This window comes from Subtercola sp. Z020, from assembly GCF_002931235.1.
GTDB lineage: Bacteria > Actinomycetota > Actinomycetes > Actinomycetales > Microbacteriaceae > Subtercola.
In genome coordinates, this window is sequence record NZ_PSTT01000042.1 from 84960 (window position 1) to 108436 (window position 23477).

Sequence of the window (23477 nt, forward strand, 5' to 3'; positions counted from 1 at the left end):
ACGCAATATCGTATGCGCTTTCGGCACTGGATGCCTAACGTTGAGCTATGACCTCGAACACACCGGCTCCCCCTCACCTCCACCGCGCGCATCGGGGCCACGGTCCAGCGCCCGAGAACGACCTCGACCTGGCCGAACTCCTCGACCTCGACGCTGTTCACGCCGCTCCGTTCGTTCAGAGCGCTTTGGATGCCGCCGCTCTCGCGCTGGGTCGGCAACCACGCGTCATCGTGGATCTCGGCGCCGGCACCGGAACGGGAACCGTCGCCCTGGCGACCCGTTTTCCCGAAGCCCGGGTGCTGGCCCTCGATGCTTCGGCTCGCATGCTCGAGCGGGTGCGAGCATCCTCCTCTCCTTCACAGCTGGCAGCCCGGGTCGAGACGCACCTCGTCGACCTCGACGACGACTGGACGGCAGTCGTATCCGGGCACGTCGACCTCGCCTGGGCGGCACTGTCGCTTCACCACACCAGCAGCCCCGCGCGGGTGTTGCAGCAGCTGTTCGCGATGCTGCAACCGGGCGGGGTCGCCGTGGTGAGCGAGTTCACCGGGGCGACTGCCTACCGCCCCGCCGATCTCGGAACGGGCCGCGACGGCGTGGGCCAGCGCCTGGTGGCCGCTCTCGCAGGCCGCGGCTACCCTGTCACCGCCGACTGGACGGAAGCGCTGACAGCCGCAGGCTTCGACCCCGTCGACCGGCACGATACGTCGGTCGACGTGTCATCCCAGACGGTGGAGGGCGCACGATTCCTCGAACTGCAGATGGCCCGCACGAGGCACCTGCTCGCCGGTGACCTTGACCCTGCCGACATCGACGCCAGCCACCTCGACGCCGACGACCTGGCCGCGATCGATGCGGCGATCGACTCCGTCTCGTCGGGCGGCGCCCGGCTCGACTACAGCTCGCCACGGGTGTTCTGGGTGGCGGTGAAGCCCGCGACCGCCACGGCGACCACCGCAGCAACCACCGCTGCGACCACGGCCACCGGAGTCGACCGATGAGCGAACAGATGCAGGCCGATGTCGTCGTGATCGGCGGCGGCGCCGCAGGGCTGGCCGCCGCGATCGCGCTAGCCCGATCCCGGCGGAGCGTCATCGTGGTCGACGCCGCACATCCGCGCAACGAGAGGGCGGCCGGGGCCCACAACGTTCTCGGTCAGGAGGGCGTCGCGCCCGCCGAGCTTCTGGCGCGGGGGCGCGCGGAGGCGACCGCCTACGGGGCCCGTATGCTGCCCGGGGTCGCGACGGGAGCATCCGGTGCGATCGACGACTTCGTCATCGAGGTGGATGACGGCAGGGTGCACATCGCCGCACGCCGCGTCGTGATCGCGACCGGCCTCGTCGACGACCTGCCCGACATCCCGGGTGTCGAAGCGGCCTGGGGGCGGAGCGTGCTGCACTGCCCGTTCTGCCACGGCTGGGAGGTGCGCGAGAAGCGCATCGCCGTGATCGGTCGGAACGAGAACACCCTGCACCAGGTGATTCTGTTCCGCCAGCTCAGCGACGACGTCACGCTGTTCCTGCACGAGGCCCCGGAACCCACCGACGAGCAGTGGGAGCAGCTCGCTGCCCTCGGAGTGCCGGTCGTCACCCCGCCGGTGAAGCGCCTGGTGGTCGACGGCACTGCTGTTCGAGCCGTCGAGATCGAGGGCGGTCGGAGCTTCCCCGTCGACGCCGTCGTCGTCGCCCCGGTCTTCACGGCCCGCTCGGAACTGTTCGCGGCGCTAGGCGGGCAACCCGCGGCGACACCGTTCGGGCTCCGCATCGAGGCCGACCCACGGGGCCAGACCTCCGTGCCCGGCGTGTGGGCGGCGGGCAATGCGGCCGATCTCACGGCGATGGTCGTCGCCTCCTCCGCCGCGGGTGTCGTGGCGGGAGCCGCCGTGCACGGCGACCTGGCCGCACGAGACCTCGCGCGGGCGGTGGAGCGTCGGCGTGCAGGGTGACGGCTGGCTGGTCGGCAGGCCGCACGCGGCGCCCCCGGTGCGGCTCAGTCGGCTGTCAGCTGAAGCGGTTCGTGCGGAAAGATGGGTGTCGTGCCGGGGGCCTGCGGCGAGATCCACGTCGGCGAGATCGACAGCGGCGCTGAACCCTGACCGAAGGTGAAGTCGAAGTCGAAGGAGCCCGCGACGACAGAGGGGCCCTCGAAGACCTTGCCGCCCTGGAGGGTCAGGTCGGAGACCGTCCAGCCGGCGGGAAGGGTCATCACGGAGTCGGCCGGCAACTCCTGCCCCACCGCCACCAGAGCCGGGTACCCGATCGCGTAACAGTCGGCGGGCACTCTCAGCCGCAGAGTGGAACTGCCGCCGAAGGTCGCGGGGTTCGTCGTCCAATCGAGCGCGGGAAAGCCGCGCGGGCCGACTTCGATGGTGGCCGTCACCGATCCCGACGCGTCGCTCTCGGTCCAGGTGGCGACGACGGTCCAGTTGCCCGACAACTCACCCCAACTGACGTTGAAACCTTTCGAGCCGGCGGTCGTCCCCTCCGGCGCCAGCACCGTGATGGTTCGACCGAAATCGTTGATGACCGTCCACCCCGCGGGGGTGAGAACCTCTTTCGCCGGCGCGAAGGCGAAGGACTCCAGCACCGTGAGCGTGAGCGTTCCGGTTCCGCGGATGACGGGAGACCCCGCCGACGCCGGCTGGAGCGTCAGAAGAAGCAGCGACGACTCCTTCTGCACACCCGGAGGGCTGAGCCACGCCAGCTGTGCGGTGACGGGCCCCGGGCTGGCGGCCGCGAGCGGGGCGCCGACGGCCAGCGCGACGACCGGTGCCGACCATGCGGCCCCCAGCACGGTGCGCCTGCTCGGCCGGAATGCAGACGCGCCAGGCGTTTCGTGAGTAGTCATCACGAACACTCTCTCGGCCACGACCGGTCTCGGCAAGCTCCTCTTGCGGACATGTCCGCTTCCGGACGCACCGCTGCGCCTGACACGCATCCAGCCCGGCCGAGAGGCCGGACGGGCGATGGCCGGGCTGGCGAGACGGCCCAAGCGAACCGAGGGTCCACAGCAGGCGTACTTCGCAGAGTGATACTTTCCTTGGGAAACGTTTCTCTGACAAAGGAGTTGAGATGGCGAGAACATACGTGGTCACGGGTGCAGCATCCGGAATCGGCAAGGCGACTGCCGAATTGTTGAAGAGCCGGGGTGAGACGGTCATCGGCGTCGACCTGCGTGACACCGACATCACCGTCGATCTCACCACCGCCGACGGCCGCGCCTCGCTCGTGGAGCAGGTGCGGGAGAAGACAGGCGGAACCATCGACGGCGTTCTGGCGATCGCCGGGCTCGCCCACCCGATTCCCGCGACCGTCGCCGTCAACTTCTTCGGCATGGTCGCCACCCTCGAAGGGCTTCGCCCGCTGCTGGCCGGGTCGACGGCCCCGCGCGCCGCCGGCGTCGCCTCGATGGCGAGCCTCCATCCGGTCGACGACGAGCTCGTCACCGCACTGACCGAGGGAGACGAGGCCGCCGCCCTCGCCCGCGCCGAGATCCTCGCCGCAGACGATTCGACGGGCTCGCTGATCTACTCATCGACAAAGAAGGCGTTCGCGAAGTGGATACGGCGCTCCGCGCCGACCGCAGAGTGGGCGGGTGCCGGCATCCCGCTCAACGCCATCGCACCGGGCGTCATCGTCACGCCGATGACCGCTCCCCTGCTCGAGACCGAGGAAGGCCGTGAGCAGATTCGTGCCGGTGTCCCCATGCCGCTGAACGGCTTCGCCGAAGCGATCGTGCCCGCCCGCCTCCTGGCCTGGCTCGTCAGCGAGGAGAACTCGCACCTCTGCGGGCAGGTCGTCTTCGTCGACGGCGGGTCGGATGCCGTCATCCGCGGTGACTCGACCTGGTGACGCCGCGCGCCCGGGGTGGTGCGTGAGGGCACGTCCGGCCTGACCTTCTCGACTCGGCCATCACGTCACCGGCCGACGTACGCCATGTGCTGCTCGTTGTACCGGGCCCCGTGAACGCCGAGGCGTGCCGCGAGGGCGTCGAGGTCTGCGACATCGTCGGCCGAGAGGGCGGCCCGCGCGGCACCGGCGTTCTCGTCGAGCCGTTCGGTGCGGCGGGTGCCGGGGATGGGCACGATCCAGCGCTGCTGCGCGAGAAGCCAGGCCAGAGCGATCTGGGCAGAGGTCACGCCCCGGCTGTCGGCGAGCTGCTTCACGTGGTCGACCAGGGCTGTGTTCGCAGCGCGGTTCTCGGCCTCGAACCGCGGGATCGTGCCGCGCACGTCGCCGTCAGAAAAGGGAGCCGATGCGTCGACGGTACCGGTGAAGAAACCCTTGCCGAGGGGACTGAACGGAACGAACCCGATACCGAGCTCGGCCAGGGTCGGCAGCACCTCGGCCTCCGGATCGCGCGTCCAGAGAGAGTACTCGCTCTGCACGGCGGTGACGGGGAACACAGCGTGGGCCGTGCGGATGGTGGCGGCGGAGGGTTCAGAGAGGCCGAAGTGGCGAACCATCCCTTCTCGGATGAGCTCGCCGACCGCCCCGGCGACATCTTCGATCGGCACGTCGGGGTCGACACGGTGCTGGTAGAAGAGGTCGATCGTGTCGGTGCGAAGGCGGCGGAGGGACGCCTCGGCGACACGCCTGATCTGCTCGGGCCGGCTGTTCAGGCCGACAGATTTCCCGTCCCGGATGTTCCAGCCGAACTTGGTCGCGATGACCACCTCGTCTCGCACCGGTTGCAGTGCCTCGCCGACGAGTTCTTCGTTGACGTAGGGGCCGTAGACCTCGGCAGTGTCGAAGAAGGTGATCTGCCGGTCGACGGCCGCGCGGATGACGCCGATCATCTCATCACGGCTGCCGGGGTTCGGCCCGTAGCCCTGCGACATTCCCATGCAGCCCAAGCCGATGGCTGAGACCTCGAGGCCCTGTCCGAGTGTGCGGGTGTGCATCGTTCTCTCCTTTCGTTCAGAAGGTTTTGGGTGGGGTGTTCATTCGGAGAACACTTTCTTCGCAACGCCCATCGCGCCCATGCCTTTCGGCCAGCCGGCGTAGAGGGTGACATGGGTGAGCGCTTCGATCAGTTCGTCTTTCGTGACGCCGTTCTCGACGGCGCGACCGAGGTGGAACTCCAGCTGGGCGGTGTCGCCACCGGCTGCGAGCACGGCCACAGTGATGAGGCTGCGGTCGCGGGCGGAGAGTTCGGGGCGGTTCCAGACGTCTTCGAAGAGCACGTCGTCGGTGAGGGCGGCGAGCTTCGGGGCGAACTCTCCGAACATGCGGCGTCCTCCGCCGACCTGCCTGGGCTGGTCAGTCATGGTCTGTCTCCTTTGTCGATGTGGTTGGTGGGTCTGGCTCAGGCACGCACGACGTTGATGTTGAAGTCGAAGCTGCCGAATTGCGCGTACAGGGCGAAGAACAGCCGTGAGTACATCTCCGTCGCCCGGGCCGCAGTGATGTCTCCCAGGTCGATGATGGATCCAGCCGACCAGCCGAACTGTTCCAGGATGCCGGTGACCGTATTCTTCGCGGCCGAATCGTTTCCGGCAACGAAGAGGGAGTGCTCGCCCGGTACACGGTGGGGGTCGATCATGACTTCGTAGTAGACGGTGTGCAGCGACTTCACGACGCGGGCGTCGGGAAACGCGGCCTGGACCTGCTCGCTCTGCCACGCGGCGTAGTCCGCAGCGCCGCGTAGTCCGCAGCGCGGCGGGTGTCGGCGACGTCACGCGTGCCCACCGCGACATCGTGGCCGAGTTCGGCGAGGCGGCCTGCGAGGGCACGGCCGACCATGCCGGTTCCCAGAACAGCGATCTTCATGATGGGACTTCTTTCTCGTTGCGGTCGAATCGGGAGGGTTCGCATCCGGTGTGCGATCACCCCACGATGACCAGTCGACTCCCTCGCGGAGGAGGGTTGAGAGGGCAGGGTCATCCCGGTTATGCCAGACCCTCTCACCGGCCGGTGCACCGGGCGTAGCGTTGCGGCATGCACAACCGCGACGACATCCAGGCGTTCCTGACCGCCAGGCGGGCACGGATCACCCCGGAGCAGGCCGGCGTGCCTCTCTACGGCGGCAAACGCCGGGTACCGGGGCTCCGCCGCGAGGAAGTCGCAATGCTCGCCGGCGTCTCGACCGACTACTACACCCGCCTCGAGCGCGGCAACCTCGCCGGCGTCTCCGACAGCGTTCTCAACGCCGTCGCCTCAGCCCTGCACCTCGACGACGCCGAAACAGCGCACCTCTTCGACCTCTCCCGCGCCGCGAACGCCGGCGGGCGAGGCCCGAAGAAGCGCCATGCGCAGCCCACGCTCCGCGACAGCATCCAGCTCATGCTCGACTCCATCACCGCGGCGCCCGCGTTCGTCAGGAACGCCCGGATGGACTTCGTCGCCGGCAACCTGCTCTGCCACGCGCTCTACTCGCCGATGTTCGTGAACCCGGCGCGGCCGGTGAACCACTCCCGGTTCATCTTCCTCGACCCCGCTGCTCGCGCGTTCTACCGGGACTGGGATCGGGCCGCGAACGACAACGTCGCGATCCTTCGCACCGAAGCCGGCCGGAACCCCTACGACCGGAACCTCTCCGACCTCGTGGGTGAACTCTCGACCCGCAGCGACGAGTTCCGCACCCGCTGGGCCGCGCACGCCGTCAGCCTGCACCATTCCGGGGCGAAGACATTCGTGCACCCCGCCGTCGGGGAGCTCGACCTCATCTACAACGCCCTGGACCTGCCCGCCGACCCGGGCCTCACCCTGACGATCTACAACGCCGCCCGCGGGTCGGCCAGCGAAGAGAAACTGCGCCTGCTGGCGAGCTGGGCGCTCACGCAGACCGACGTGCCGTTGCCGACGGCACACGTGGGCTCCTCCCGCTGACGAGGCCGCACACGCGTCGGTCTGGAAGCAGGTTCGATTCGATCTGCTCGAATCCTCCCGATCTTTCAGCGCATGCGGTGAGGGCGGTTGCGGTCGGCGTGCATCCAACAATCCTCACGGGGCGTACGGGTCGGCGATACCGACGTAGCGGGTCTCGAGGTACTCCTCGATGCCCTCGATGCCGCCTTCGCGCCCCGTGCCGGACTGCTTGACGCCACCGAACGGGGCGGCCGGGTTGGAGACGATGCCCGTGTTGAGCCCGAGCATTCCGACGTCGAGCTCTTCTGCAAGGCGAAGACCTCGGTTCAGGTCACGGGTGAAGGCATAGGCGACGAGGCCGTACTCGGTGTCGTTGGCCAGCCGGATGGCCTCCTCCTCGTCGGTGAAGGTGACGATGGGGGCGACGGGCCCGAAGATCTCCTCGTGCAGGATGCGCGCGTCGGCTGGCACGTCGGTGAGCACGGTCGGCTCGTAGAAGTAGCCGGCTCCCGGAACGACGTTCCCTCCGGAGGCCAGTGTCGCACCCGCCTGCACGGCGGATGTCACGAGCTCATGCACCTTCTGCCTGGTCGCCTCATCGACGAGCGGGCCGGTCTTCGACGTCGGCTCGGTTCCGCGGGCCACGGTGTGTTCCGCCATCCGCATAACGAGGCGGCTGGTGAATTCTGACGCGATGCCCGACTGCACCAGAATTCGGTTGGCTGCGGTGCACGCCTCGCCACAGTTCCTCATCTTGGCGAGCATTGCGCCGTCGACGGCCTTGTCGAGGTCGGCGTCGTCGAAGACCAGCAACGGCGCGTTCCCCCCGAGTTCCATCGAGACACGGAGCACCTGGTGCGCCGAGTCGGCGATGAGCCGCTGGCCGATCGCGGTCGATCCGGTGAAGGAGAGCTTTCTGAGGCGGGAGTCGGTGATCAGCGGCCCCGTCACGGCACCGGCTCGGGTTGTCTGGATGACGTTCAGCACGCCATCCGGCAGCCCCGCCTCAGAGAGCACCTCGGCGAACAGCAACGCGGTGAGCGGTGTGAGGGCGGCAGGTTTGAGCACCATAGTGCAGCCGGCGGCGATCGCCGGGGCGATCTTCCGGGTCGCCATGGCGAGAGGAAAGTTCCACGGCGTGATGAACAGGCTGGGACCGACGGGGCGTTTGGTGACGAGGAGCCTGCTCCGGCCGTCGGGCGCTACGGCGAACCGGCCGGCTATGCGCGCCGTCTCCTCGGAGAACCAGCGGAGGAATTCGGCTCCGTAGGCGACTTCGCCCCGGGACTCTGCGAGCGGTTTTCCCATCTCGAGGGTCATCAGCAGGGCAAAGTCCTCAGCGCGGGCGGAGACGATGTCGAACGCGCGGCGCAGGATCTCTGCGCGTTCACGGGGAGCCGTACGGCCCCATGAACGTTGGGCCTCGGCAGCGGCATCCAGTGCGGCTGCGCCATCGGCGACCGTCGCGTTCGAGACGGAAGCGAGCACGAGCCCGGTGGACGGGTCGTGCACGTCGAAGGTGCCCGCATCGCTCGCCGCACGCCAGTGCCCGCCGATGAAGAGGCCCGTGGGCACGGAGCCGACCAGGCGCTTCTCGTCGGCGGGGGTCGGCTGGCCGTTCTCGGGCGTCAGCGGGGTTCGGGTCGGCGTGATGGTGCTCACAGGGCTGCCTCCAGGATGGTGACGATGTCACCGGGTTCGGGGTCGCGGGGGTTGTTGATGGTCACGGCGTCGGCGAGGGTGTCGGCGGCCAGCGACTCGAGGTCGCCGCGCGAGACGCCGAACGACGTCAGCGTCGCGGTCATTCCGACCTGCGCCGCCAGGTCGGCGACCGCGGTGACGGCCGCCTCGGCGTTCTCGGTGACGGAGGCCCGGCTGTCACCGATTCCGAGAGCGAAGGCGACGCGGGCGAGGCGTTCCTCGCGCACCGGAAGGTTGAAGCGCAACACCTCCTCGATCACGATGCAGAGAGCGAGTCCGTGCGGGATGTCGAACCGGCCGCCGAGTGGATGCGCGATGCCGTGCACGAGACCGAGTCCGGTGTGGGAGAAACCGACCCCGGCGATGTGGGAGGCCAGGAGCAGCTGCGAACGCGCTTCGATGTCCGCGCCGTCTTCGACCGCCCGAGGAAGGTATTCGGCCACCGTCGAGATGACCTGGAGGGCGATCCCGTCACTGTAGGGATTCGGCTGCCGCGAGAGGTACGACTCGAGGGCGTGCGTCAGGGCATCCATTCCCGTGGCGGCTGTCGCCCGCGGGGGAAGCCCGACGGTGAGGTCGGGGTCGAGTACAGCGGCTCGTGCGAGCGCGCTGTTCGAGCCGACGTAGAACTTGCGGTGCCCGATGACGTCGGTGACGACACCGAAGGCGTTGACCTCGGCACCCGTTCCCGACGTCGTCGGAACAGCGACGATCGGCAGTGCTGCATTCGGGAAGTCGTTGCGGTAGTCGAGGTCGATTCCGCGGTTCGGGTTGACGGCGCCGAGCGCGATTCCCTTCGCTGCATCCATCGAGGAGCCACCGCCGACAGCGACGAGTGCGTCGACATGCCTGTCCCGGGCGAGGTCACTGCCTTCGTCGACGCAGGTGGTCGTCGGGTTCGGTGTCACACCGCCGTAGACCGTGACCGCCACGCCGGCGGCCTCGAGCGACGCGCGAACCGCCGCGACGACCGGGGAGGCCGCGAGGAACGCGTCTGTGACGATCATGGCGGTGGCGGCTCCGGTGGCCGTGGTCACGCGACCGACCTCCGTGACGCGGCCTCGGCCGAAGTGGGCGAACGGCTTCGGGTCGAGATCGAGGGTCATCTCACTGAGCGCGACGCTCTGGGGAGGGAGGATGCTCATGCCGGTACCCCCGCCGTGCGTCGGAGTTGTTGGCCGATGAGGTCTTCGTAGAGGCGTACCGGCGTCATCTCGCCGGCAAGGTCGCCGTACTGCGCCTTCGCCCTGCGGTAGATCTGTTCGACGAGACCGGAGAGTTCGGCGGGTACGCCGACCGACCGTGCGAGGTCGATGGACAGGCCGAGGTCTTTGCACGCCAACGCGATGGCAAAACCTTCGTCGTAGTCGCCGTGGTCGAGGATGCCGAGGATGTCGTTCTCGACGACGTTGCTTGTGGCCGGGCTCGCTGCCAGCGAGAGCCGGAGCACTTCGAGGTCGACGCCGGCTCTGACACCGATTGCGAGTACCTCCGCCGTCGCCACGAGGTGGGAGAACCAGAGCTGGTTGATCATCAGCTTCACGGCGTATCCCGTGCCCGCAGGGCCGACGTGCAGGATGCGGTCGGGGTCGCCCATCGCCTCGAGCACCGGACGGAGACGTTCGACGTCGTGCGCGTCACCGCCGACGAAGATCTGGAGCATTCCGGTTGAGGCGCCCACGGACATTCCGGAGACCGGGGCGTCGAGGATGTGGAGACCCCGCGCTGCGTGTTCTGCACGCACGCGGTTCGCGACGTCAGGCACCGAGGTGGACATGTCGATCCAGGTGCCGCCGTCGGCGATGCCGGCGAGGATGCCCGCGCTTCCGTTGACGACGGCATCGACGTGCCTCGGAGTGGGCAGCATCGTGATGACGACGTCGCTGCTCACGGCCACCTCGGCGGGCGTCTGCGCCCAGGTCGCGCCGCCGGCGAGGAGTTCCGCCGCAGCTTCGCGCCGGATGTCATTGACGACCAGGGGGAAGCCTGCCTTCTGCAGGTTGCGGGTCATACCGGAGCCCATGTTGCCGAGCCCGATGAAGCCGACAGTGGTCGGCGATTGGTTGGTCATTTCTCTCACTTCTCTGTGCTGCAGCGCTGTGCGATGCGGATGGGCGTCAGTACCGGGAGCCTCGGCCGAGGTCGATCCACGTGGTCTTGAGGGAGGTGTAGGAATCGAAGGCGTGCAGGGATCGGTCGCGGCCCGAGCCGGACTGTTTGACGCCGCCGAACGGTGTGATCACATCGGCCACGTCGAAGGTGTTGACCCAGACTGTTCCGGCGCGGAGGTCCCTGGCCACGCGGTGGGCGGTGCGCAGATCCGATGTCCAGACGCTCGCGGCGAGCCCATACGCGCTCTCGTTCGCCACGCGAACACCTTCTTCTGGTCCGTCGACGGTCGTCACAGAGAGGGCGGGGCCGAAGATCTCCTCCTGGCCGATACGGCCGGTGTTGTCGACATGGTCGAAGACCGTCGGCTCGACGTAATAGCCCTCAGCCAGGCCGGTCGGCCGGATCCGTTCCCCACCGGAGACGGTCACCCCTTCGCTCTGGGCCACTGCGGTGTACGACAGCACCCGCTCGAGCTGTACCGCGCTGGCGATGGTTCCGATCTGGGTCGATTCGTCGAGCGGGTCACCGAGAACGAGCGAGGCGCCCACCGCGATCACCTTCTCGACGAGCTCGTCGTGCACCCGGGCGTCGACGACGAGCCGACTGCCACCGTGGCAGGTCTGTCCAGCGTTGTAGAAGATGCCCCAGGCGACGGCGGATGCGCAGGCGTCGAGGTCTTCGACGTCGGCGAGTACGAGCTGAGCGGATTTGCCGCCGAGTTCGAGGGACACCTGTTTGCCGTTCGACTCGCCGGCGTAGGTCAGGAAGCCGCGGCCGACGGCCGGAGAGCCGGTGAAGGCGATCTTGTCGACACGGGGGTGCCGACCGAGAGCCTGGCCGGCGACTCGGCCGATGCCGGGTACGACCTGCAGCACCCCGGCAGGCAGTCCCGCTTCAGCTGCCAGTCCTGCGAGCTTCAGGGCGGAGAGGCTGGTGAGCTCGGCAGGCTTCAGCACGACGGAGTTGCCGGCCGCGAGAGCGGGTGCGATCTTCCACGCGGTGATGATCAGCGGGTAGTTCCACGGTACGACGGCGGCGACGACCCCGAGCGGTTCACGGGTCACCAGGGCGAGGGCGCTCTCGGGCGTCGGTGCGATCTCGTCGTAGATCTTGTCGAGCGCTTCGGCGTACCAGCGGATCGTGCGTGCGGCGTTCGGCACATCGACGTTCCGGGAGTCGCCGATCGGGTGTCCGGAGTCGATCGACTCCAGGAGTGCCAGTTCGTCGAGGTTCTCCAGCATCAGCTCCGAGAGGCGAAGGAGCACGCGTTGCCGGGTGCGCCGGTCTGCCCTCGACCACACTCCGCTTTCGAACGCCGTGGCGGCACCACGCACCGCTCTGTCGATGTCTTCGTCGCCGGCCGCGCTCACCTCGGCGAAGAGGCTGCCATCGCGAGGGGCGATCGTGTCGAAGGTGGCTCCGTCAGCGGCGGGCGTGAATGCGCCGTCGATGAAGAGGCGGGTCTCGGGTCGCAGGGCGGCTGCGGCCGCGATCCAATCGGTCATGTTCTTTCTCTCTCTCGGCCCTCAGAACGGGCCAGCCGGTTGTGAAGGCCGGGTCGGTGCGTGGTCAGACGGTGTGGCGGGTGACGGCGTCGCGGTCGAGAACGGCGCCGAGGCCGGGCGTCGTGGGCACGACGAGGTCGCCGCTGGCGTCGATCATCAGCGGTTCCATGAAGAAGTCGCGACGTTCCGGGGTCCAGCCGGGCGGGTCGAAGGGGAATTCGAGGTAGGGGCCGGCGTCCACCCCGGCCGCGACATGGAGATTCGCGAGCAGGCCGAGACCGTTGCTCCAGGTGTGCGGGGTGAAGGCCCTGTGCCTGAGGTTCGCCGATTCGGCCACCTGGCGTGCGCGGTGCATTCCGACAGCGAGCGCGACGTCAGGCTGGTAGATGTCGAAGGCATCCTCTTCGATCAGTGCCATGATCTCCGGCAGCGAACGCACCATCTCCCCGCCCGCGATCTGGATGCCGGTCTGAGCGCGCACACGCTGGGCTCCGGTGACATCGACCTGGGGCAGCGGCTCTTCGAGCCACAGCACACCGAGGTCGATGAGTTCCGCTGCCACGCGTTGCACCCGGGCCAGCGGCAGGGCGGCGTCGATATCACCGGACATGCGCCACATCTGGTTGAGGTCGACCATGAGGTCGAACTCCTCCCCCACTGCTTCACGGGTACGGCGGACGGTTTCGACACCATCGGCCAGAGCGGTACGGGAGATGCGGATCTTCATGGCCCGGAACCCGAGTTCCCGGGCTGCCAGCGCGGATTCGGCCCGCGCCTGGGGTGCCTTCAGCTCCCCCGAGGAGGCGTAGGCGGGCAGCCTGTCGCGGGCGCCCCCGAACAACACGCTGACGGGGAGGTTGGCGACCTTGCCGATAATGTCCCACAGTGCCGCTTCGAGGGGCCAGTATCGGCCTCCGTGGAAGTTGATCGTCTCGATGCGCCTCACCTGATTGAGGATCTGCAACGGATCGGTGCCGATGAACAGGTCGCGGTACGCGTCGAAGCCGTCCATCGTGTCGCCGGAGCCGACCCCGGTGACACCCTCGTCGGTGAACACCTCGACGAGGGTGGCGGGGAACTGCCGACGCGGTTCAGGGTCCCAGGCTGCGTTGAACGCAGGCACCAGCGGCAATACCATCCGCGTGAGACGGATCTCGGTGATCTTCATGTGGTTCTGGCCTTCGGTGTGTAGAACGGGTTCGACGCACTGTCGCGAGCAGCGACGATGTCGGCTGTGGCCGGGAGCAATCGGGTGCCGTTCTCCAGGGCAGTGCGCACCGAGAGTCGGTTGTTCTCGTAGACCTGTTCGGCGTCGTCTGCCGCGGGGTTCACCCAGACGGCGGCGATGATCACGTGACTGTCGGCCTGTGCCTCGGAGACGACTCCGTCTGCGAGGGCGTCAGCGACTCCCGCGGCGATCCCGGCCTGAGCCGGCCCCCAGATGAGCAGACCGTGCTCGTCGGAAGCGGGCGCGGACTTCGTGACGAAGAGAGTGAGCGGCTTGACGGGCAGTGAGGGCCGCAGCACGGTGACGAAGGGCACATGACCGGCCGAGGGCGTCGCGAGGGCCGTCGCCCACGCCGTTCCGGCTGGGCCCTCGCGGTCGCCGAACACGGTGTTCACGTGGGCGGCATTCACGCCGTCGCCGATGAAGCTCTCCCCTATGGCGAGGTTTCCGGTCATCAGATGAGGCCCTGTTCGGTGAGCCAGTCGTGCGCGATGTCCGCGGGATCGTCTCCGTCGACGTCGGCCTTGGCGTTGAGGGTCTGCATTTCCTCGGTGGTGAGTTTGCCCGCGACGAGTGCTACCACGTCGGCCATCCCCGGGTACTTGTCGAGGGTCGTCTGCTTGACGGTGAAAGCACCCTGGTAGACGGGGAAGAACGACTGATCGTCCTCCATCACCGTGAGGCCGAGCGCCGGGATGCGGCCGTCGGTCTGGAAGACCTCGCCGAAGTTGCAGGTGTCGCCCTTCTGGGTGGTCGTGTAGATGACGCCGGTGTCGAGAAGGGCGACGTTCGAGTCGGGAACCGATTCGAGGCCGTAGGCCTTCTTCACACCCGGCCAGCCGTCGTCACGGGTGGAGAACTCGCTCTCGATACAGAAGGTCTGCTCGGCGATGGGGAGCTTGGCGATGTCGCTGAGCTTCGTGACCCCGAGCTCCTTGGCCTTGTCGGAGCGGATGGCGAACGCGTAGGTGTTGTTGAGGGGAGCCGGGTCCAGCCAGGCGATGCCGTTCGCAGCGTCAGCCTTCTTCGTCGCATCGAACTGGGCTTCCGTACCCTTCACCGGGGCGGTGTTGTTGTTGTACGTGATCCAGGCTGTGCCGCTGTACTCCCAGTAGCCGAGGAACTGGTCGCTCACCAGGGCCGCGCGAACGTTCGCAGATCCGACGACGCTCGTGTTGGCCTTGGTGTCTGCGCCGTGGGCGTTGAACAGCTCGCTGGTGATGTTGGCGAGAATGTACTGCTCCGAGAAGTCCTTGGCCCCGATGTCTCCCGAGAGCCCGGCGAGTTCGTCACCCTTGCTGGAGGAAGCCGCAGTGCTTCCGCCGGAGCAGGCGGTGAGTGCGAGGGCGCCGGCGGCCAGGACGGCCAGCAGGGCGGTGGTTCGTTTGGTGTTCATGGTGCTCTTTCTGTGTGGTGGGGTGCTGTGGTGAGGATGCTGGTGAGCGTGCTGGTGGAGGTCAGACGCCCTTGGGGCGCAGGAGATCTTCAGCGATGCTGGCGAGCCAGTCGATGAGGAGGGCTATGCAGGAGACGATGACGGCCCCGGCGATGAGAACGGGGAAGCGCTGCAGCTTCAGCCCGTTGACGATCATGTCGCCGAGTCCGCCGGCATCGATGAATGTCGCGACCGTTGCGACGCCCACGCAGAACACCAGCGAGGTGCGCAGCCCGGCGAGGATGACGGGTACGGCGAGCGGGAGTTCGATGCGCATCAGCACCTGACCCGGTGTCATTCCCATTCCGCGCGCTGACTCCGTCACGTTCGGATCGATCTGTGCCAGCCCGACCATCGTGTTGCGGAGCACGGGAAGGAAGGAGTAGGCGACAAGAGCGATCAGGGCGGTCTGGAACCCGATCTGCCAGATGATCGCGAGCAGGATGATGAACCCGATGGCCGGTGTCGCCTGCCCGATGTTCGCGATGGTCAGGATCGTTCCGCGCAGGAGCCTCGACCGGGTGCGGCTCGCGATGATGCCGGAAGGAATGGCCAGCACCGCGACGAGCGCTGAGGCGACGAAGGTGAGAACCAGGTGTTCGCGGGTGCGGAGCAGAATGTAGTCGGCGTTCAGTGTGCGGGCCATGATCGAGTCGATGGTCAGCGTCTGGATCCAGAGATAGAGCACCAGCAGCACGACCACGATCACGATCGGTGTCACAACACGCCTCAGTGTCCAGAATCTCGTTCGCCGAACCCCCAGCTCGGCCGGTGCGACGGAGACGTCGCGTTCGATGACCGCTTCGAAGGTCATGACCGGGCCTCGGACCGTTCGGGGAGCCCGCCGCTGTCTTCACCGAGTTCGGCGGAGATCTGCTCGACAGAGACGGATGCGACAGTGCGGCCAGCCGCATCGGTCACCGCGATCGCCGGCAGCCCGGTCAGCACGAGAAGGTCGAGAGCGTCGCGGAGCGAATCGGTCTCGACAACGGAGGCGGTCCCCCGGGCGTCGGCTGCTCGCCCGAGAAGGGCATCGTGCAACGGGATGAGGGCGAGTCGCTTCAGGGCTGCACCGTGGCCGATGAACGAGGCGACGTAGTCGTTCGCCGGTGCGCGCAGAATGTTGGCAGGGGTGTCGAACTGTTCGATCTTCGAGCGGTCGCTCAGCACGGCGATCCTGTCGCCGAGGCGCACGGCCTCGTCGAAGTCGTGGGTGACGAAGATGATCGTCTTGCCGATCGTCTCCTGCAGGCGGAGGAATTCGACCTGCAGCTTCTCCCGGGTGATCGGATCCGTCGCCCCGAACGGTTCGTCCATCAGCATCACGGGCGGATCTGCTGCCAGCGCCCGGGCGACGCCGACGCGCTGCTGCTGGCCGCCGGAGAGCTGCTTCGGGTACCGGCCGGCGAACGTTCGGGGGTCGAGTTGCACGACGGAGAGCAGCTCGTCGACGCGGTTCTTCGTCTTCTCCTTCGACCAGCCGAGCAGCTTCGGAACCACCGAGATGTTCTCGGCGATCGTCATGTGCGGAAAGAGCCCGATCTGCTGGATGACATAGCCGATGTGCCTGCGGAGTTCGTTGGGGTCGAGGGAGAGAACTTCGCGTCCGTCGACGGTGATCGAGCCAGAGGTGGGTTCGATGATGCGGTTGATCATCTTCATCGTCGTGGTCTTGCCGCAACCGGAGGGACCGACGAACATGACGAGTTCACCGGGGTTCACGTTCATGGAGAAGTTCTCCACCGCCGCAACGGCCTGGTCGCCGTAGACCTTGTTGACGTTCTTCAGCTCGATGTGCGCACCGCTGGTGTTCTTCACCGTGGTGATGGTGGTCGTCGTGCGGATCGTCGCTTCGGAGGGGCGGCCGCCGAGAATGCGCGAGCCGCCGGTGTCCGTTGTGGGGTCGGTCATGTCAGGCCCTCAGTCCCTTCGATGTGGTGTATCTGGTGATGAGCGTGAAAAGGCCGTCGACGATGAGGGCCAGGATGATGACGCAGAGCGTGCCGGTGAGTGCGTAGTTCAGAGCGTTCTTCGAGCCGAGGGAACTGAGCCCCTGGAAGATCATCTGGCCGAGTCCCGGGCCACCCACGTACGCTCCGATCGCCGCGATGCCGATGGTGAGCTGGGCGGCGACACGCACGCCCGTGACGATCACCGGCCAGGCCATCGGCAACTGGATGCGGAGCAGCACGGCCCCGGGGGCGAGCCCCATGCCGGTGGCGGACTCCATGATCGCGGGGCTGACTTCCCGAAGACCCACGACCGTGTTGCGGATGATCGGCAGCAGCGAATACAGCGTCAGGCCGATGAGCGTGGGAACCCATCCCAGGCCGAAGAGGGGAATCATCGCGGCCAGCAGTGCGAGCGACGGAATGGTCAGGATCACCGCGGCGCTGGTCACGGCCAGCGACCGGCCGACAGGGCTGTTCCAGACGAGGAGCCCGACTCCGACTCCGATGACCGTCGCCAGCAGCAGCGCGATCGCCACGACGAGGAGGTGCTCTCCGACGAGGGTGAGGATGTCATCGGAGCGCTTGCCCCAGAAAGCCAGCAGGCCTGGGAAGTCGAATCCGGTCATGAACGCACATCTCCTTCGCTCTTCGTTGAGTGGTTGCCCGGGCACCGGATCGGTGCCTGGTGGTGCGACATCCCGACCATAGAACGGCGGTGTGCATTTGTGCAACGTCAGTTGTGCAAATGACAACCAAACATTTAGAATCGGTCGTATGGATGCCTCATCTGCACCGAGAAGGAACGCCGCCGGCCTCCGCCGCGACCTCGAACTGCTGCAAGCGCTCGGTTCACCGGAGGCAGAGGAGTCGGGCGGTCTCGGGGTGGTACGCCTGGCGGAGATCGTGGGTCGCGACAAAGGACAGGTGTCGCGAACGCTCGCAACGCTCGCCGAAGCAGGCCTTGTCGCACGCGATGGCCAGACGCTGACGTATCGTCTCGGCTACCAGCTCTATGCCCTGGCTGCCCGCACACTGGAATCGCGGCTGGTGCGGGAGGCTGTGCCCTTCCTCCGTCAGGTCGTCTCAGCCACGCATGAGACGGCGCATCTCTGCGTCTTGCGCGGGGACAGCGTTCTGACTCTCAGCAGCCAGCTGAGCGAGCACGCGTTCCGGGGTATCGCGTGGGAAGGTGTCAGCGTCGCAGCGTGGCTCACGTCGGCTGGTCGCGTGCTGATCAGCGACTGGAGCGACTCCGACGTGCGCGCCTGGTATGACCGGCACGGCCAGGACCGGCCCGTCACCAGTCCCGTTGCTCCCGCGGTCACCGGGGAGAGCCTGCCGACGGCCCCGACCGAGTTGAGCGGAACACCGGTCATCACGAGCTACGAGAGCTTCATCCGCGAGATCGGTCGCATCCGTCGCCGCGGCTACGCGACCGTCGACGAGGAATTCGAAGCGGGCGTGGTCGGCGTTTCGGCGCCTGTCTTCGATTTTCGCGGCAGCATCGTAGCCGCCATCAACGTCAGCGCACCGAAGGCGCGGCTCGGCGGGCACCTCGAACCCGCGGGCCGGCTGGTCGCCCAGATCGCCGGTGAGCTCTCGACGCGGCTCGGCGCCGACAGTTCGCGACGGTCGACACCGTCACCCTGACTCCCGCCTGCCACCCGGGCCCGCGAAGCGCGCCAGACAAGCGACAGAGGCGACCCGCCACAGCTGCGCCGGGCCTGACCGGCTCAGCGCGTCACGGCCTCCGGCGCGTTCAGCAGGTGCAGTTCGGCGCGGGTGGGCAGCCCCTCCCAGTCGCCGGGGGCCAGGCACGCGAAGGCCCCGGCATGCGCCGCAAGCGCGAGTCGCGACTCCGGCGTCGACCCGCCCGACTCCCCGGTGCGCAGTGATTCCGCGAGGTATCCCGCCACGAAGGCGTCACCTGCGCCCACGGTGTCGAGGGGGGAGATCGGCACCGGAGCCTGCCAGTGCAGCGTTCCGTCGATCACCGCCACCGCACCGAGGTGCCCGCGTTTGATGATCGCCTCCGACGGCCCCGCCTCGGCGAGCCGGGCAGCCAGCACGTCAGACGTGGCCTCCCCGAAGACGAGGGCCGCCTCGTCGTCGCCCGCGAACGCGATGTCGACGAGCGGGAGCAGCCGCCGGTAGACGGCCGCCGCGGCCTCGGCGCTCCAGAGCTTCGAGCGGTAGTTGAGGTCGAACGAGACGGTGACACCGGATGCCCGCGCCAACCCGATCGCGGCGAACACCGCATCGGCCGCCGAGGCAGAGAGCGCGGGGGTGATGCCGGTGAGGTGGAGCACTGATGCACCGCGGAGGAGTCCCTCGTCGAGATCCTCCGCCGAGAGACGCGACCCTGCACTGCCGGAGCGGTAGTAGGTCACCTTCTGGGTGTCTGCCGTTCGGCGTTCCTTGATCATGAGCCCGGTGGGAGCGCCCGCGTCGACGATGGCGCGCACATCCACGCCCTCTGCTCGGATCTCCCGCAGCACCAGCTGCCCGAGCGAGTCGTCTCCGACTCTGCCGCACCAGACGGTGGAGCCGCCGAGGCGCGTGACACCGATGGCCACGTTCGATTCCGACCCACCGATGCCGAGCCCGAGGGAGGAGACGTGCGCCAGTGGCCCGGGGTGCTCGGCCTGCAACAGCGCCATGGTCTCGCCGAACGTCACCAGGTACGGTTGCTGCGGCGTGCGGCTGGTCACGCTGCCGCCTCCGCGACCGCTGCGGCGAGCCGCGTCGCCCGGTCGGTGAGGGCACCGAGGTCGCCACCCGCGAAAGCGTCGCCGAGCAACGGGCCGCCGACGCTCACGGCCAGCGCGCCGGCACCGATCCAGCGCACCGCATCGTCGAGCCCGACCCCACCAGACGGGATGACCTGGATGCCCGGGAAGGGCCCGCGGAGCATCGCGATGTAGCTCTCGCCGACGAGCGAGGCGGGGAAGACCTTCACCGCGGTGCCGCCCGCCGCCCAGCCGGAGTGCAGTTCGGTCGGCGTCAGTCCACCCGGGAAGATGGGTACACCACGCGAGACCGACGTCTCGATGATGTCGGTGCCGGTGACCGGGGTGACAAGGTACGACGCGCCCGCTTCGATCGCCTCGAGGGCCTGGCCCACGTTCGTCACGGTGCCCACTCCGATCTCGGCTTCGGCACCGAAACGCGCGCGGAGCGCCGGAAGGTGTTCGAAGACCCCTGCCGTGCTGAGGGTGAGCTCTATCGACCTCACCCCGCCCTTGAGAAGCGCCTCGATGACCGGCTCATACTCGGCGGCGTGGGTGGCCCGCAGAACGGCTACGACCTTCGTGTCGAGCAGGAGCTGCGACGGGCGGGGTCGGACGGGAGCAGCGGGTGTAGCGGGTGTAGCGGGTGTGGCGGATGTCGACATCGGGTTCCTGAACGGGGTCGGGTGCAGAGGTGAGGGAGTGCAGCGCGGCAGGCGCCGTCCGGCGGGCGCAGCGCGGAGCCGCAGCGGTCAGGCGCCCAGCCGGAGCATGACCTTGCTGCTGCCCGACGCGCGGTCGGCGGCGACCTGCATCGCCTCGCCGGCGTCGGCCAGGTCGAAGCGGTGCGTCACGATCGGCGTGAGGTCGACTCCGCCGGCCAGGGCCTCGAGCGCGTCGTCGATCTCGTCGACGAAGCGGTACGACCCGATCCAGGTGATCTCGCGGGTGACGAGGTCTCCGATCGCGGCCGGGGTGGGGGTGCCCGGGAGGTTGCCGACCTGCACGAGCGTGCCGCCGCGAGCCGTGGCACGGAGCACGGAGCCGAGCGCCCCGGAGGCTCCCGACGTCTCGAAGACGATCTCGGCATCGGCCGGCAGCACATCGCCCTCGGCGACGTTGAGTGTCGTGGTGGCGCCGAGCTGCCGTGCGACGGCGAGAGCGCTGCCCTGGATGTCTGCTGCGGTGATGGTGGCGGCACCCCGGTGCTTGAGCGCAGCGACCACGAGCGAACCGATCGGTCCGGCTCCGTTCACGAGCACATCCCTCCCCCGCACGTCGCCCGCTCGGTTCACCGCGTGCAACGCCACCGCGAAGGGTTCGGCAAGCGCGCCGCCCAGGGTGTCGACGCCGTCGGGCAGCAGCCGGATCATCCCCGCATCGACCGCGCGCAGTTCGCTGAACCCGCCGTCGGTGTGCGGGTCGAAGGCCGCCGACCCGAAGTAGCGGATCTCGGGGTACAGGTTGGTGCGCCCGGCCAACCGTTCCGGCAGAGGGGTCTCGCCGACCGGCTGGGAGGGATGCACGGTGACCGCGTCGCCGACCGAGAGGTTCGTGACACCCGATCCGAGTTCCACGATGCGCCCGGCGATCTCGTGCCCCAGCACCAGCGGGTGCTTCAGCACGGCGGTGCCGGAGGCGCCGTGCTTCCAGTAGGAGAGGTCGGATCCGCAGATCCCGCCCCACTCCATCGCCATGACGACCTGCCCGGGCCCGGCGACGGGATCGGCGACCTCGTCGATGCGGAGGTCGTCGGGCCCGTGTACGACGACGGCTCTCATGCTGCGTCCTGCAGCAGAACCAGGTCGCGGCCGCGGGTCTCGGGCGCCACGATCGCACTCACCAGGGTGATCGCCGAGTAGCCGATGATCATCGCGGCGAGCGGCCACCACGATCCGGTCACGGCGGTGAGGGTCGCCGCGAGCACCGGGCCGATGGCGGTGGCGAGTATGCCGCCGATCTCCTTGGCGAGGGCGAGCTGCGTGAAGCGGGTGCGGGCACCGAAGAGTTCGGCCATGGTCACACTCTCCATCGCGAAGAGGCCGAGCACGCCGATGTTGAGGCCCGCCACGATCGCGATCGTCACGAGAACGGTGTCGCCGCTGTTGATCATGAGGAGCATCGGAACCGCGAACAGGATCGTGATGATCGTGAGCACGATGTACACCGGTCGCCTGCCGACCCGGTCGCCGATCAGCCCCATCGCCGGAACCGTCGCGAAGCCGATCAGCGACCCGATCAGGATCGCATTGATACCGACCGACTTGTCGAGAAGCAGGGTGGTGGCGAGGTAACCGATGAGGAACGTCTGGATGAGCCCCGAGTTGCCGGCCTGCCCGAACCGCAGCCCGAGCGCGATGAGGAAGGCGCGGCCCTTCCGCTGGTGCAGGCCCGCCTCGATCGTGCTGACGCTGCCCGTCGCGGCGGCGGCGAGCTCGGCGCGGGTCATGGCGACGCCGTCGATGACGTCGACCCGCTGTTCGAAGACCGGGCTCTCCTTGATCGAGGTGCGGATCCAGACGGCCAGGATCAGCAGGATGAAGCTCGCGAGGAACGGGATGCGCCAGCCCCAGCTCTCGAGCTGGTCGCTCGGCAGCGTCGCGACGAGGATCGCCCAGATACCGGAGGCGGCGAGCGTGCCGGAGTTGGTGCCGAGCGAGACCAGCGACGCGATCAGCCCGCGCCTGCGGGTCGGTGCATACTCGGCGAGCATGACCGAGGCGCCGGCGATCTCGGCGCCCGCTCCGAAGCCCTGGATCAGGCGGAGCGCGACCAGCATGATCGGCGCCCAGATGCCCACCATCGCGTACGTCGGCAGCACACCGATGAGGGTGGTGGATGCCCCCATCAGAGCGATGGTGATGAAGAGCACCTTCTTGCGGCCGATCCGGTCACCCATGCGGCCGAAGTAGATCGCCCCCACCAGCCGGGCGACGTAGCCGACACCGTAGGTCGCCATCGCGGCGATGAAGCCGATCGCGGGGCTCACGTCGGGGAAGAAGATCTTGTTGAAGACGAGGGCGGCGGCCAGCGAGTACAGCTGGAAGTCCATGAACTCCATCGCCGTTCCGAGCCAGCCCGAGACGGCGACCTTGGCCAGTTCGCCGGACTTGGTGGTCGGTTCCGACCCGGCCGGTGCCGGATCCACCCGTGTGCTCCGCGTTCTGTCCGTCATGACTGTGCTCCTTTGCAACTCGGATGTCTTCTGCTCGACCTCGTGCACACTACCATACAAGCTCTGCCATGCAAGTACGCAAGACCCTGAAAGGAGCCATAATGGGGAGATGACGTACGTCGGCTCGTCCCGCCTCCTGCCCGCAGCTCCGCGGAACGCCCGCGGCCAGGCGCTGGAGATCATCCGCCAGAAGATCATCACCCTCGAGCTCGCTCCGGGCTCCCAGCTGTCGGAGAACGAGCTCGCCGGCCAGCTCGGCCTCTCCCGCACCCCCATCCGAGAGAGCCTCATCCTGCTGGCCGAAGAGCAGCTCGTCTCCGTCGTGCCCCAGGTCGGCACCCTCGTCTCCCCCATCGTCGAGGCGGAGATCGCGACATCCCAGTTCGTGCGGGAATCGCTGGAGCTCGCCGCCCTCAGCGAGGCTGTCGACGTTGTCGACGCCGGGCAGCTCGCCGACCTGAACGCCGTGATCGCCGAGCAGAGGGTCGCCGACGAGCGCGACGACACCGAACTGTTCTTCGCGCTCGACGAGCACTTCCACTTCGCTCTGATGAACATCTCCCAGCACGGCTCTGCCTGGCGCACCGTCAGCCAGGCAAAGGCTCATCTCGACCGGGCCCGCCGGCTCTCCCTGTCGCTCACCCAACAGATGTCGACCCTCATCGACCAGCACCAGAGCATCGTCGACGCGCTGGCCGGGGGCGATTCGCGGGCGGCGACGGATGCTCTGCGTCGGCACCTCCGCAAGGTCTTCGACGACATCGCCCTCATCCGGGCGGATCGCCCTGAACTCTTCGACCCGCCCGCCTCCTCCCGGCGTCGCTGAGCAGT

At 68.0% G+C, this 23477-nt stretch carries 25 protein-coding genes; 6 read left to right on the plus strand and 19 right to left on the minus strand.

The window, feature by feature from the left end:
* Positions 1-47: 47 nt before the first annotated feature.
* Both C5B96_RS05905 and C5B96_RS05910 read left to right on the plus strand, forming a co-directional pair.
* Positions 48-1001 carry a trans-aconitate 2-methyltransferase gene (locus tag C5B96_RS05905; protein ID WP_104243882.1) on the plus strand — a complete coding sequence of 318 codons (954 nt, stop codon included), beginning with the start codon at positions 48-50 and terminating at the stop codon, positions 999-1001.
* On the plus strand, positions 998-1945 hold the full coding sequence (locus tag C5B96_RS05910) for an NAD(P)/FAD-dependent oxidoreductase (RefSeq protein ID WP_104243884.1): 948 nt from the start codon (positions 998-1000) through the stop codon (positions 1943-1945). The genes C5B96_RS05905 and C5B96_RS05910 overlap by 4 nt, the downstream gene beginning before the upstream one ends.
* Positions 1946-1989: 44 nt before the next feature.
* Here the strand turns inward: C5B96_RS05910 and C5B96_RS05915 are convergent, their stop codons facing one another.
* On the minus strand, positions 1990-2847 hold the full coding sequence (locus tag C5B96_RS05915; protein ID WP_146078093.1) for a hypothetical protein: 858 nt from the start codon (positions 2845-2847) through the stop codon (positions 1990-1992).
* A gap of 224 nt (positions 2848-3071) precedes the next feature.
* On the opposite strand from C5B96_RS05915, the gene C5B96_RS05920 reads away from it, so the two are divergent.
* Positions 3072-3851: an SDR family oxidoreductase gene (locus tag C5B96_RS05920; protein WP_104243888.1), complete on the plus strand. Its 780-nt coding sequence runs from the start codon at positions 3072-3074 to the stop codon at positions 3849-3851.
* Between the two features lie 65 nt (positions 3852-3916).
* On the opposite strand, the gene C5B96_RS05925 is transcribed toward C5B96_RS05920, so the two are convergent.
* The 4 genes from C5B96_RS05925 to C5B96_RS17780 are packed head-to-tail and all read right to left on the minus strand — an operon-like array spanning position 3917 to position 5771.
* Positions 3917-4903 (minus strand): aldo/keto reductase, encoded by a 987-nt coding sequence (locus C5B96_RS05925; RefSeq protein ID WP_104243890.1) that lies wholly within the window; start codon positions 4901-4903, stop codon positions 3917-3919.
* A gap of 39 nt (positions 4904-4942) precedes the next feature.
* Complete coding sequence (locus C5B96_RS05930) at positions 4943-5269, minus strand: carboxymuconolactone decarboxylase family protein (RefSeq protein ID WP_104243892.1); 327 nt, start codon at positions 5267-5269, stop codon at positions 4943-4945.
* Between the two features lie 38 nt (positions 5270-5307).
* The gene (locus tag C5B96_RS17775; protein WP_233189029.1) at positions 5308-5577 is read right to left on the minus strand and encodes a hypothetical protein; all 270 of its coding nucleotides are present in this window, start codon (positions 5575-5577) and stop codon (positions 5308-5310) included.
* Positions 5574-5771, minus strand: coding sequence for an NAD(P)-binding domain-containing protein (locus tag C5B96_RS17780; RefSeq protein WP_233189030.1), 198 nt, complete (start codon positions 5769-5771; stop codon positions 5574-5576). Before C5B96_RS17780 ends, C5B96_RS17775 begins: the two co-directional genes overlap by 4 nt.
* A 168-nt stretch (positions 5772-5939) precedes the next feature.
* On the opposite strand from C5B96_RS17780, the gene C5B96_RS05940 reads away from it, so the two are divergent.
* Positions 5940-6830: a helix-turn-helix transcriptional regulator gene (locus C5B96_RS05940; protein WP_104243894.1), complete on the plus strand. Its 891-nt coding sequence runs from the start codon at positions 5940-5942 to the stop codon at positions 6828-6830.
* A 114-nt stretch (positions 6831-6944) separates the two neighbouring features.
* Here C5B96_RS05940 and C5B96_RS05945 read toward each other — a convergent pair whose 3' ends face one another.
* The 10 genes from C5B96_RS05945 to C5B96_RS05990 form a co-directional block, all read right to left on the minus strand.
* Positions 6945-8441 carry an NAD-dependent succinate-semialdehyde dehydrogenase gene (locus C5B96_RS05945; RefSeq protein ID WP_104244052.1) on the minus strand — a complete coding sequence of 499 codons (1497 nt, stop codon included), beginning with the start codon at positions 8439-8441 and terminating at the stop codon, positions 6945-6947.
* A 26-nt stretch (positions 8442-8467) separates the two neighbouring features.
* Positions 8468-9655, minus strand: coding sequence for an iron-containing alcohol dehydrogenase family protein (locus tag C5B96_RS05950; protein WP_104243896.1), 1188 nt, complete (start codon positions 9653-9655; stop codon positions 8468-8470).
* Complete coding sequence (locus tag C5B96_RS05955; RefSeq protein WP_104243898.1) at positions 9652-10581, minus strand: NAD(P)-dependent oxidoreductase; 930 nt, start codon at positions 10579-10581, stop codon at positions 9652-9654. Before C5B96_RS05955 ends, C5B96_RS05950 begins: the two co-directional genes overlap by 4 nt.
* A 46-nt stretch (positions 10582-10627) precedes the next feature.
* Positions 10628-12127, minus strand: a complete 1500-nt coding sequence (locus C5B96_RS05960) for an aldehyde dehydrogenase (protein WP_104243900.1) — start codon at positions 12125-12127, stop codon at positions 10628-10630.
* A 64-nt stretch (positions 12128-12191) separates the two neighbouring features.
* Positions 12192-13295 carry a mandelate racemase/muconate lactonizing enzyme family protein gene (locus C5B96_RS05965; protein WP_104243902.1) on the minus strand — a complete coding sequence of 368 codons (1104 nt, stop codon included), beginning with the start codon at positions 13293-13295 and terminating at the stop codon, positions 12192-12194.
* Complete coding sequence (gene fae, locus C5B96_RS05970; protein WP_104243904.1) at positions 13292-13810, minus strand: formaldehyde-activating enzyme; 519 nt, start codon at positions 13808-13810, stop codon at positions 13292-13294. The genes C5B96_RS05965 and fae overlap by 4 nt, the downstream gene beginning before the upstream one ends.
* On the minus strand, positions 13810-14751 hold the full coding sequence (locus tag C5B96_RS05975; RefSeq protein ID WP_104243906.1) for a glycine betaine ABC transporter substrate-binding protein: 942 nt from the start codon (positions 14749-14751) through the stop codon (positions 13810-13812). Before C5B96_RS05975 ends, fae begins: the two co-directional genes overlap by 1 nt.
* A 61-nt stretch (positions 14752-14812) precedes the next feature.
* A complete protein-coding gene (locus C5B96_RS05980) occupies positions 14813-15604 on the minus strand; it encodes an ABC transporter permease (RefSeq protein ID WP_104243908.1) in 792 nt (263 codons plus the stop codon).
* The gene (locus C5B96_RS05985; protein ID WP_104243910.1) at positions 15601-16701 is read right to left on the minus strand and encodes an ABC transporter ATP-binding protein; all 1101 of its coding nucleotides are present in this window, start codon (positions 16699-16701) and stop codon (positions 15601-15603) included. The genes C5B96_RS05980 and C5B96_RS05985 overlap by 4 nt, the downstream gene beginning before the upstream one ends.
* Position 16702: 1 nt before the next feature.
* Positions 16703-17368, minus strand: coding sequence for an ABC transporter permease (locus C5B96_RS05990; protein WP_104243912.1), 666 nt, complete (start codon positions 17366-17368; stop codon positions 16703-16705).
* A gap of 148 nt (positions 17369-17516) precedes the next feature.
* Between C5B96_RS05990 and C5B96_RS05995 the strand changes: the two genes are divergently transcribed.
* Positions 17517-18392 (plus strand): IclR family transcriptional regulator, encoded by an 876-nt coding sequence (locus C5B96_RS05995; RefSeq protein ID WP_104243914.1) that lies wholly within the window; start codon positions 17517-17519, stop codon positions 18390-18392.
* 83 nt (positions 18393-18475) lie between these two features.
* Here C5B96_RS05995 and C5B96_RS06000 read toward each other — a convergent pair whose 3' ends face one another.
* The 4 genes from C5B96_RS06000 to C5B96_RS06015 all read right to left on the minus strand — a co-directional run bounded on the left by C5B96_RS06000 (position 18476) and on the right by C5B96_RS06015 (position 22646).
* Positions 18476-19453: a sugar kinase gene (locus C5B96_RS06000; RefSeq protein ID WP_233189031.1), complete on the minus strand. Its 978-nt coding sequence runs from the start codon at positions 19451-19453 to the stop codon at positions 18476-18478.
* Positions 19450-20136 carry a bifunctional 4-hydroxy-2-oxoglutarate aldolase/2-dehydro-3-deoxy-phosphogluconate aldolase gene (locus C5B96_RS06005; RefSeq protein ID WP_104243916.1) on the minus strand — a complete coding sequence of 229 codons (687 nt, stop codon included), beginning with the start codon at positions 20134-20136 and terminating at the stop codon, positions 19450-19452. Before C5B96_RS06005 ends, C5B96_RS06000 begins: the two co-directional genes overlap by 4 nt.
* An 87-nt stretch (positions 20137-20223) precedes the next feature.
* Entirely contained in the window at positions 20224-21252 is a 1029-nt protein-coding gene (locus C5B96_RS06010; RefSeq protein ID WP_104243918.1) for an L-idonate 5-dehydrogenase, read from the minus strand.
* The gene (locus tag C5B96_RS06015) at positions 21249-22646 is read right to left on the minus strand and encodes an MFS transporter (RefSeq protein WP_104243920.1); all 1398 of its coding nucleotides are present in this window, start codon (positions 22644-22646) and stop codon (positions 21249-21251) included. The genes C5B96_RS06010 and C5B96_RS06015 overlap by 4 nt, the downstream gene beginning before the upstream one ends.
* A gap of 109 nt (positions 22647-22755) precedes the next feature.
* Between C5B96_RS06015 and C5B96_RS06020 the strand changes: the two genes are divergently transcribed.
* A complete protein-coding gene (locus C5B96_RS06020; protein ID WP_104243922.1) occupies positions 22756-23472 on the plus strand; it encodes a GntR family transcriptional regulator in 717 nt (238 codons plus the stop codon).
* Positions 23473-23477 lie beyond the last annotated feature (5 nt).

Bases quoted from the DNA above. Each gene is read 5' to 3' on its own strand.
- fae (WP_104243904.1), bottom strand. From the start codon at position 13,810: ATGACCGGAAACCTCGCCATAGGGGAGAGCTTCATCGGCGACGGCGTG.
- C5B96_RS05995 (WP_104243914.1), top strand. From the start codon at position 17,517: ATGGATGCCTCATCTGCACCGAGAAGGAACGCCGCCGGCCTCCGCCGC.
- C5B96_RS05925 (WP_104243890.1), bottom strand. From the start codon at position 4,903: ATGCACACCCGCACACTCGGACAGGGCCTCGAGGTCTCAGCCATCGGC.
- C5B96_RS05920 (WP_104243888.1), top strand. From the start codon at position 3,072: ATGGCGAGAACATACGTGGTCACGGGTGCAGCATCCGGAATCGGCAAG.
- C5B96_RS05965 (WP_104243902.1), bottom strand. From the start codon at position 13,295: ATGAAGATCACCGAGATCCGTCTCACGCGGATGGTATTGCCGCTGGTG.
- C5B96_RS06015 (WP_104243920.1), bottom strand. From the start codon at position 22,646: ATGACGGACAGAACGCGGAGCACACGGGTGGATCCGGCACCGGCCGGG.
- C5B96_RS05950 (WP_104243896.1), bottom strand. From the start codon at position 9,655: ATGAGCATCCTCCCTCCCCAGAGCGTCGCGCTCAGTGAGATGACCCTC.
- C5B96_RS05985 (WP_104243910.1), bottom strand. From the start codon at position 16,701: ATGACCGACCCCACAACGGACACCGGCGGCTCGCGCATTCTCGGCGGC.
- C5B96_RS05955 (WP_104243898.1), bottom strand. From the start codon at position 10,581: ATGACCAACCAATCGCCGACCACTGTCGGCTTCATCGGGCTCGGCAAC.
- C5B96_RS06020 (WP_104243922.1), top strand. From the start codon at position 22,756: ATGACGTACGTCGGCTCGTCCCGCCTCCTGCCCGCAGCTCCGCGGAAC.
- C5B96_RS05975 (WP_104243906.1), bottom strand. From the start codon at position 14,751: ATGAACACCAAACGAACCACCGCCCTGCTGGCCGTCCTGGCCGCCGGC.
- C5B96_RS05990 (WP_104243912.1), bottom strand. From the start codon at position 17,368: ATGACCGGATTCGACTTCCCAGGCCTGCTGGCTTTCTGGGGCAAGCGC.
- C5B96_RS06010 (WP_104243918.1), bottom strand. From the start codon at position 21,252: ATGAGAGCCGTCGTCGTACACGGGCCCGACGACCTCCGCATCGACGAG.
- C5B96_RS05960 (WP_104243900.1), bottom strand. From the start codon at position 12,127: ATGACCGATTGGATCGCGGCCGCAGCCGCCCTGCGACCCGAGACCCGC.
- C5B96_RS05905 (WP_104243882.1), top strand. From the start codon at position 48: ATGACCTCGAACACACCGGCTCCCCCTCACCTCCACCGCGCGCATCGG.
- C5B96_RS05910 (WP_104243884.1), top strand. From the start codon at position 998: ATGAGCGAACAGATGCAGGCCGATGTCGTCGTGATCGGCGGCGGCGCC.
- C5B96_RS05980 (WP_104243908.1), bottom strand. From the start codon at position 15,604: ATGACCTTCGAAGCGGTCATCGAACGCGACGTCTCCGTCGCACCGGCC.
- C5B96_RS05915 (WP_146078093.1), bottom strand. From the start codon at position 2,847: ATGACTACTCACGAAACGCCTGGCGCGTCTGCATTCCGGCCGAGCAGG.
- C5B96_RS17780 (WP_233189030.1), bottom strand. From the start codon at position 5,771: ATGAAGATCGCTGTTCTGGGAACCGGCATGGTCGGCCGTGCCCTCGCA.
- C5B96_RS06005 (WP_104243916.1), bottom strand. From the start codon at position 20,136: ATGTCGACATCCGCCACACCCGCTACACCCGCTACACCCGCTGCTCCC.
- C5B96_RS05940 (WP_104243894.1), top strand. From the start codon at position 5,940: ATGCACAACCGCGACGACATCCAGGCGTTCCTGACCGCCAGGCGGGCA.
- C5B96_RS05930 (WP_104243892.1), bottom strand. From the start codon at position 5,269: ATGACTGACCAGCCCAGGCAGGTCGGCGGAGGACGCCGCATGTTCGGA.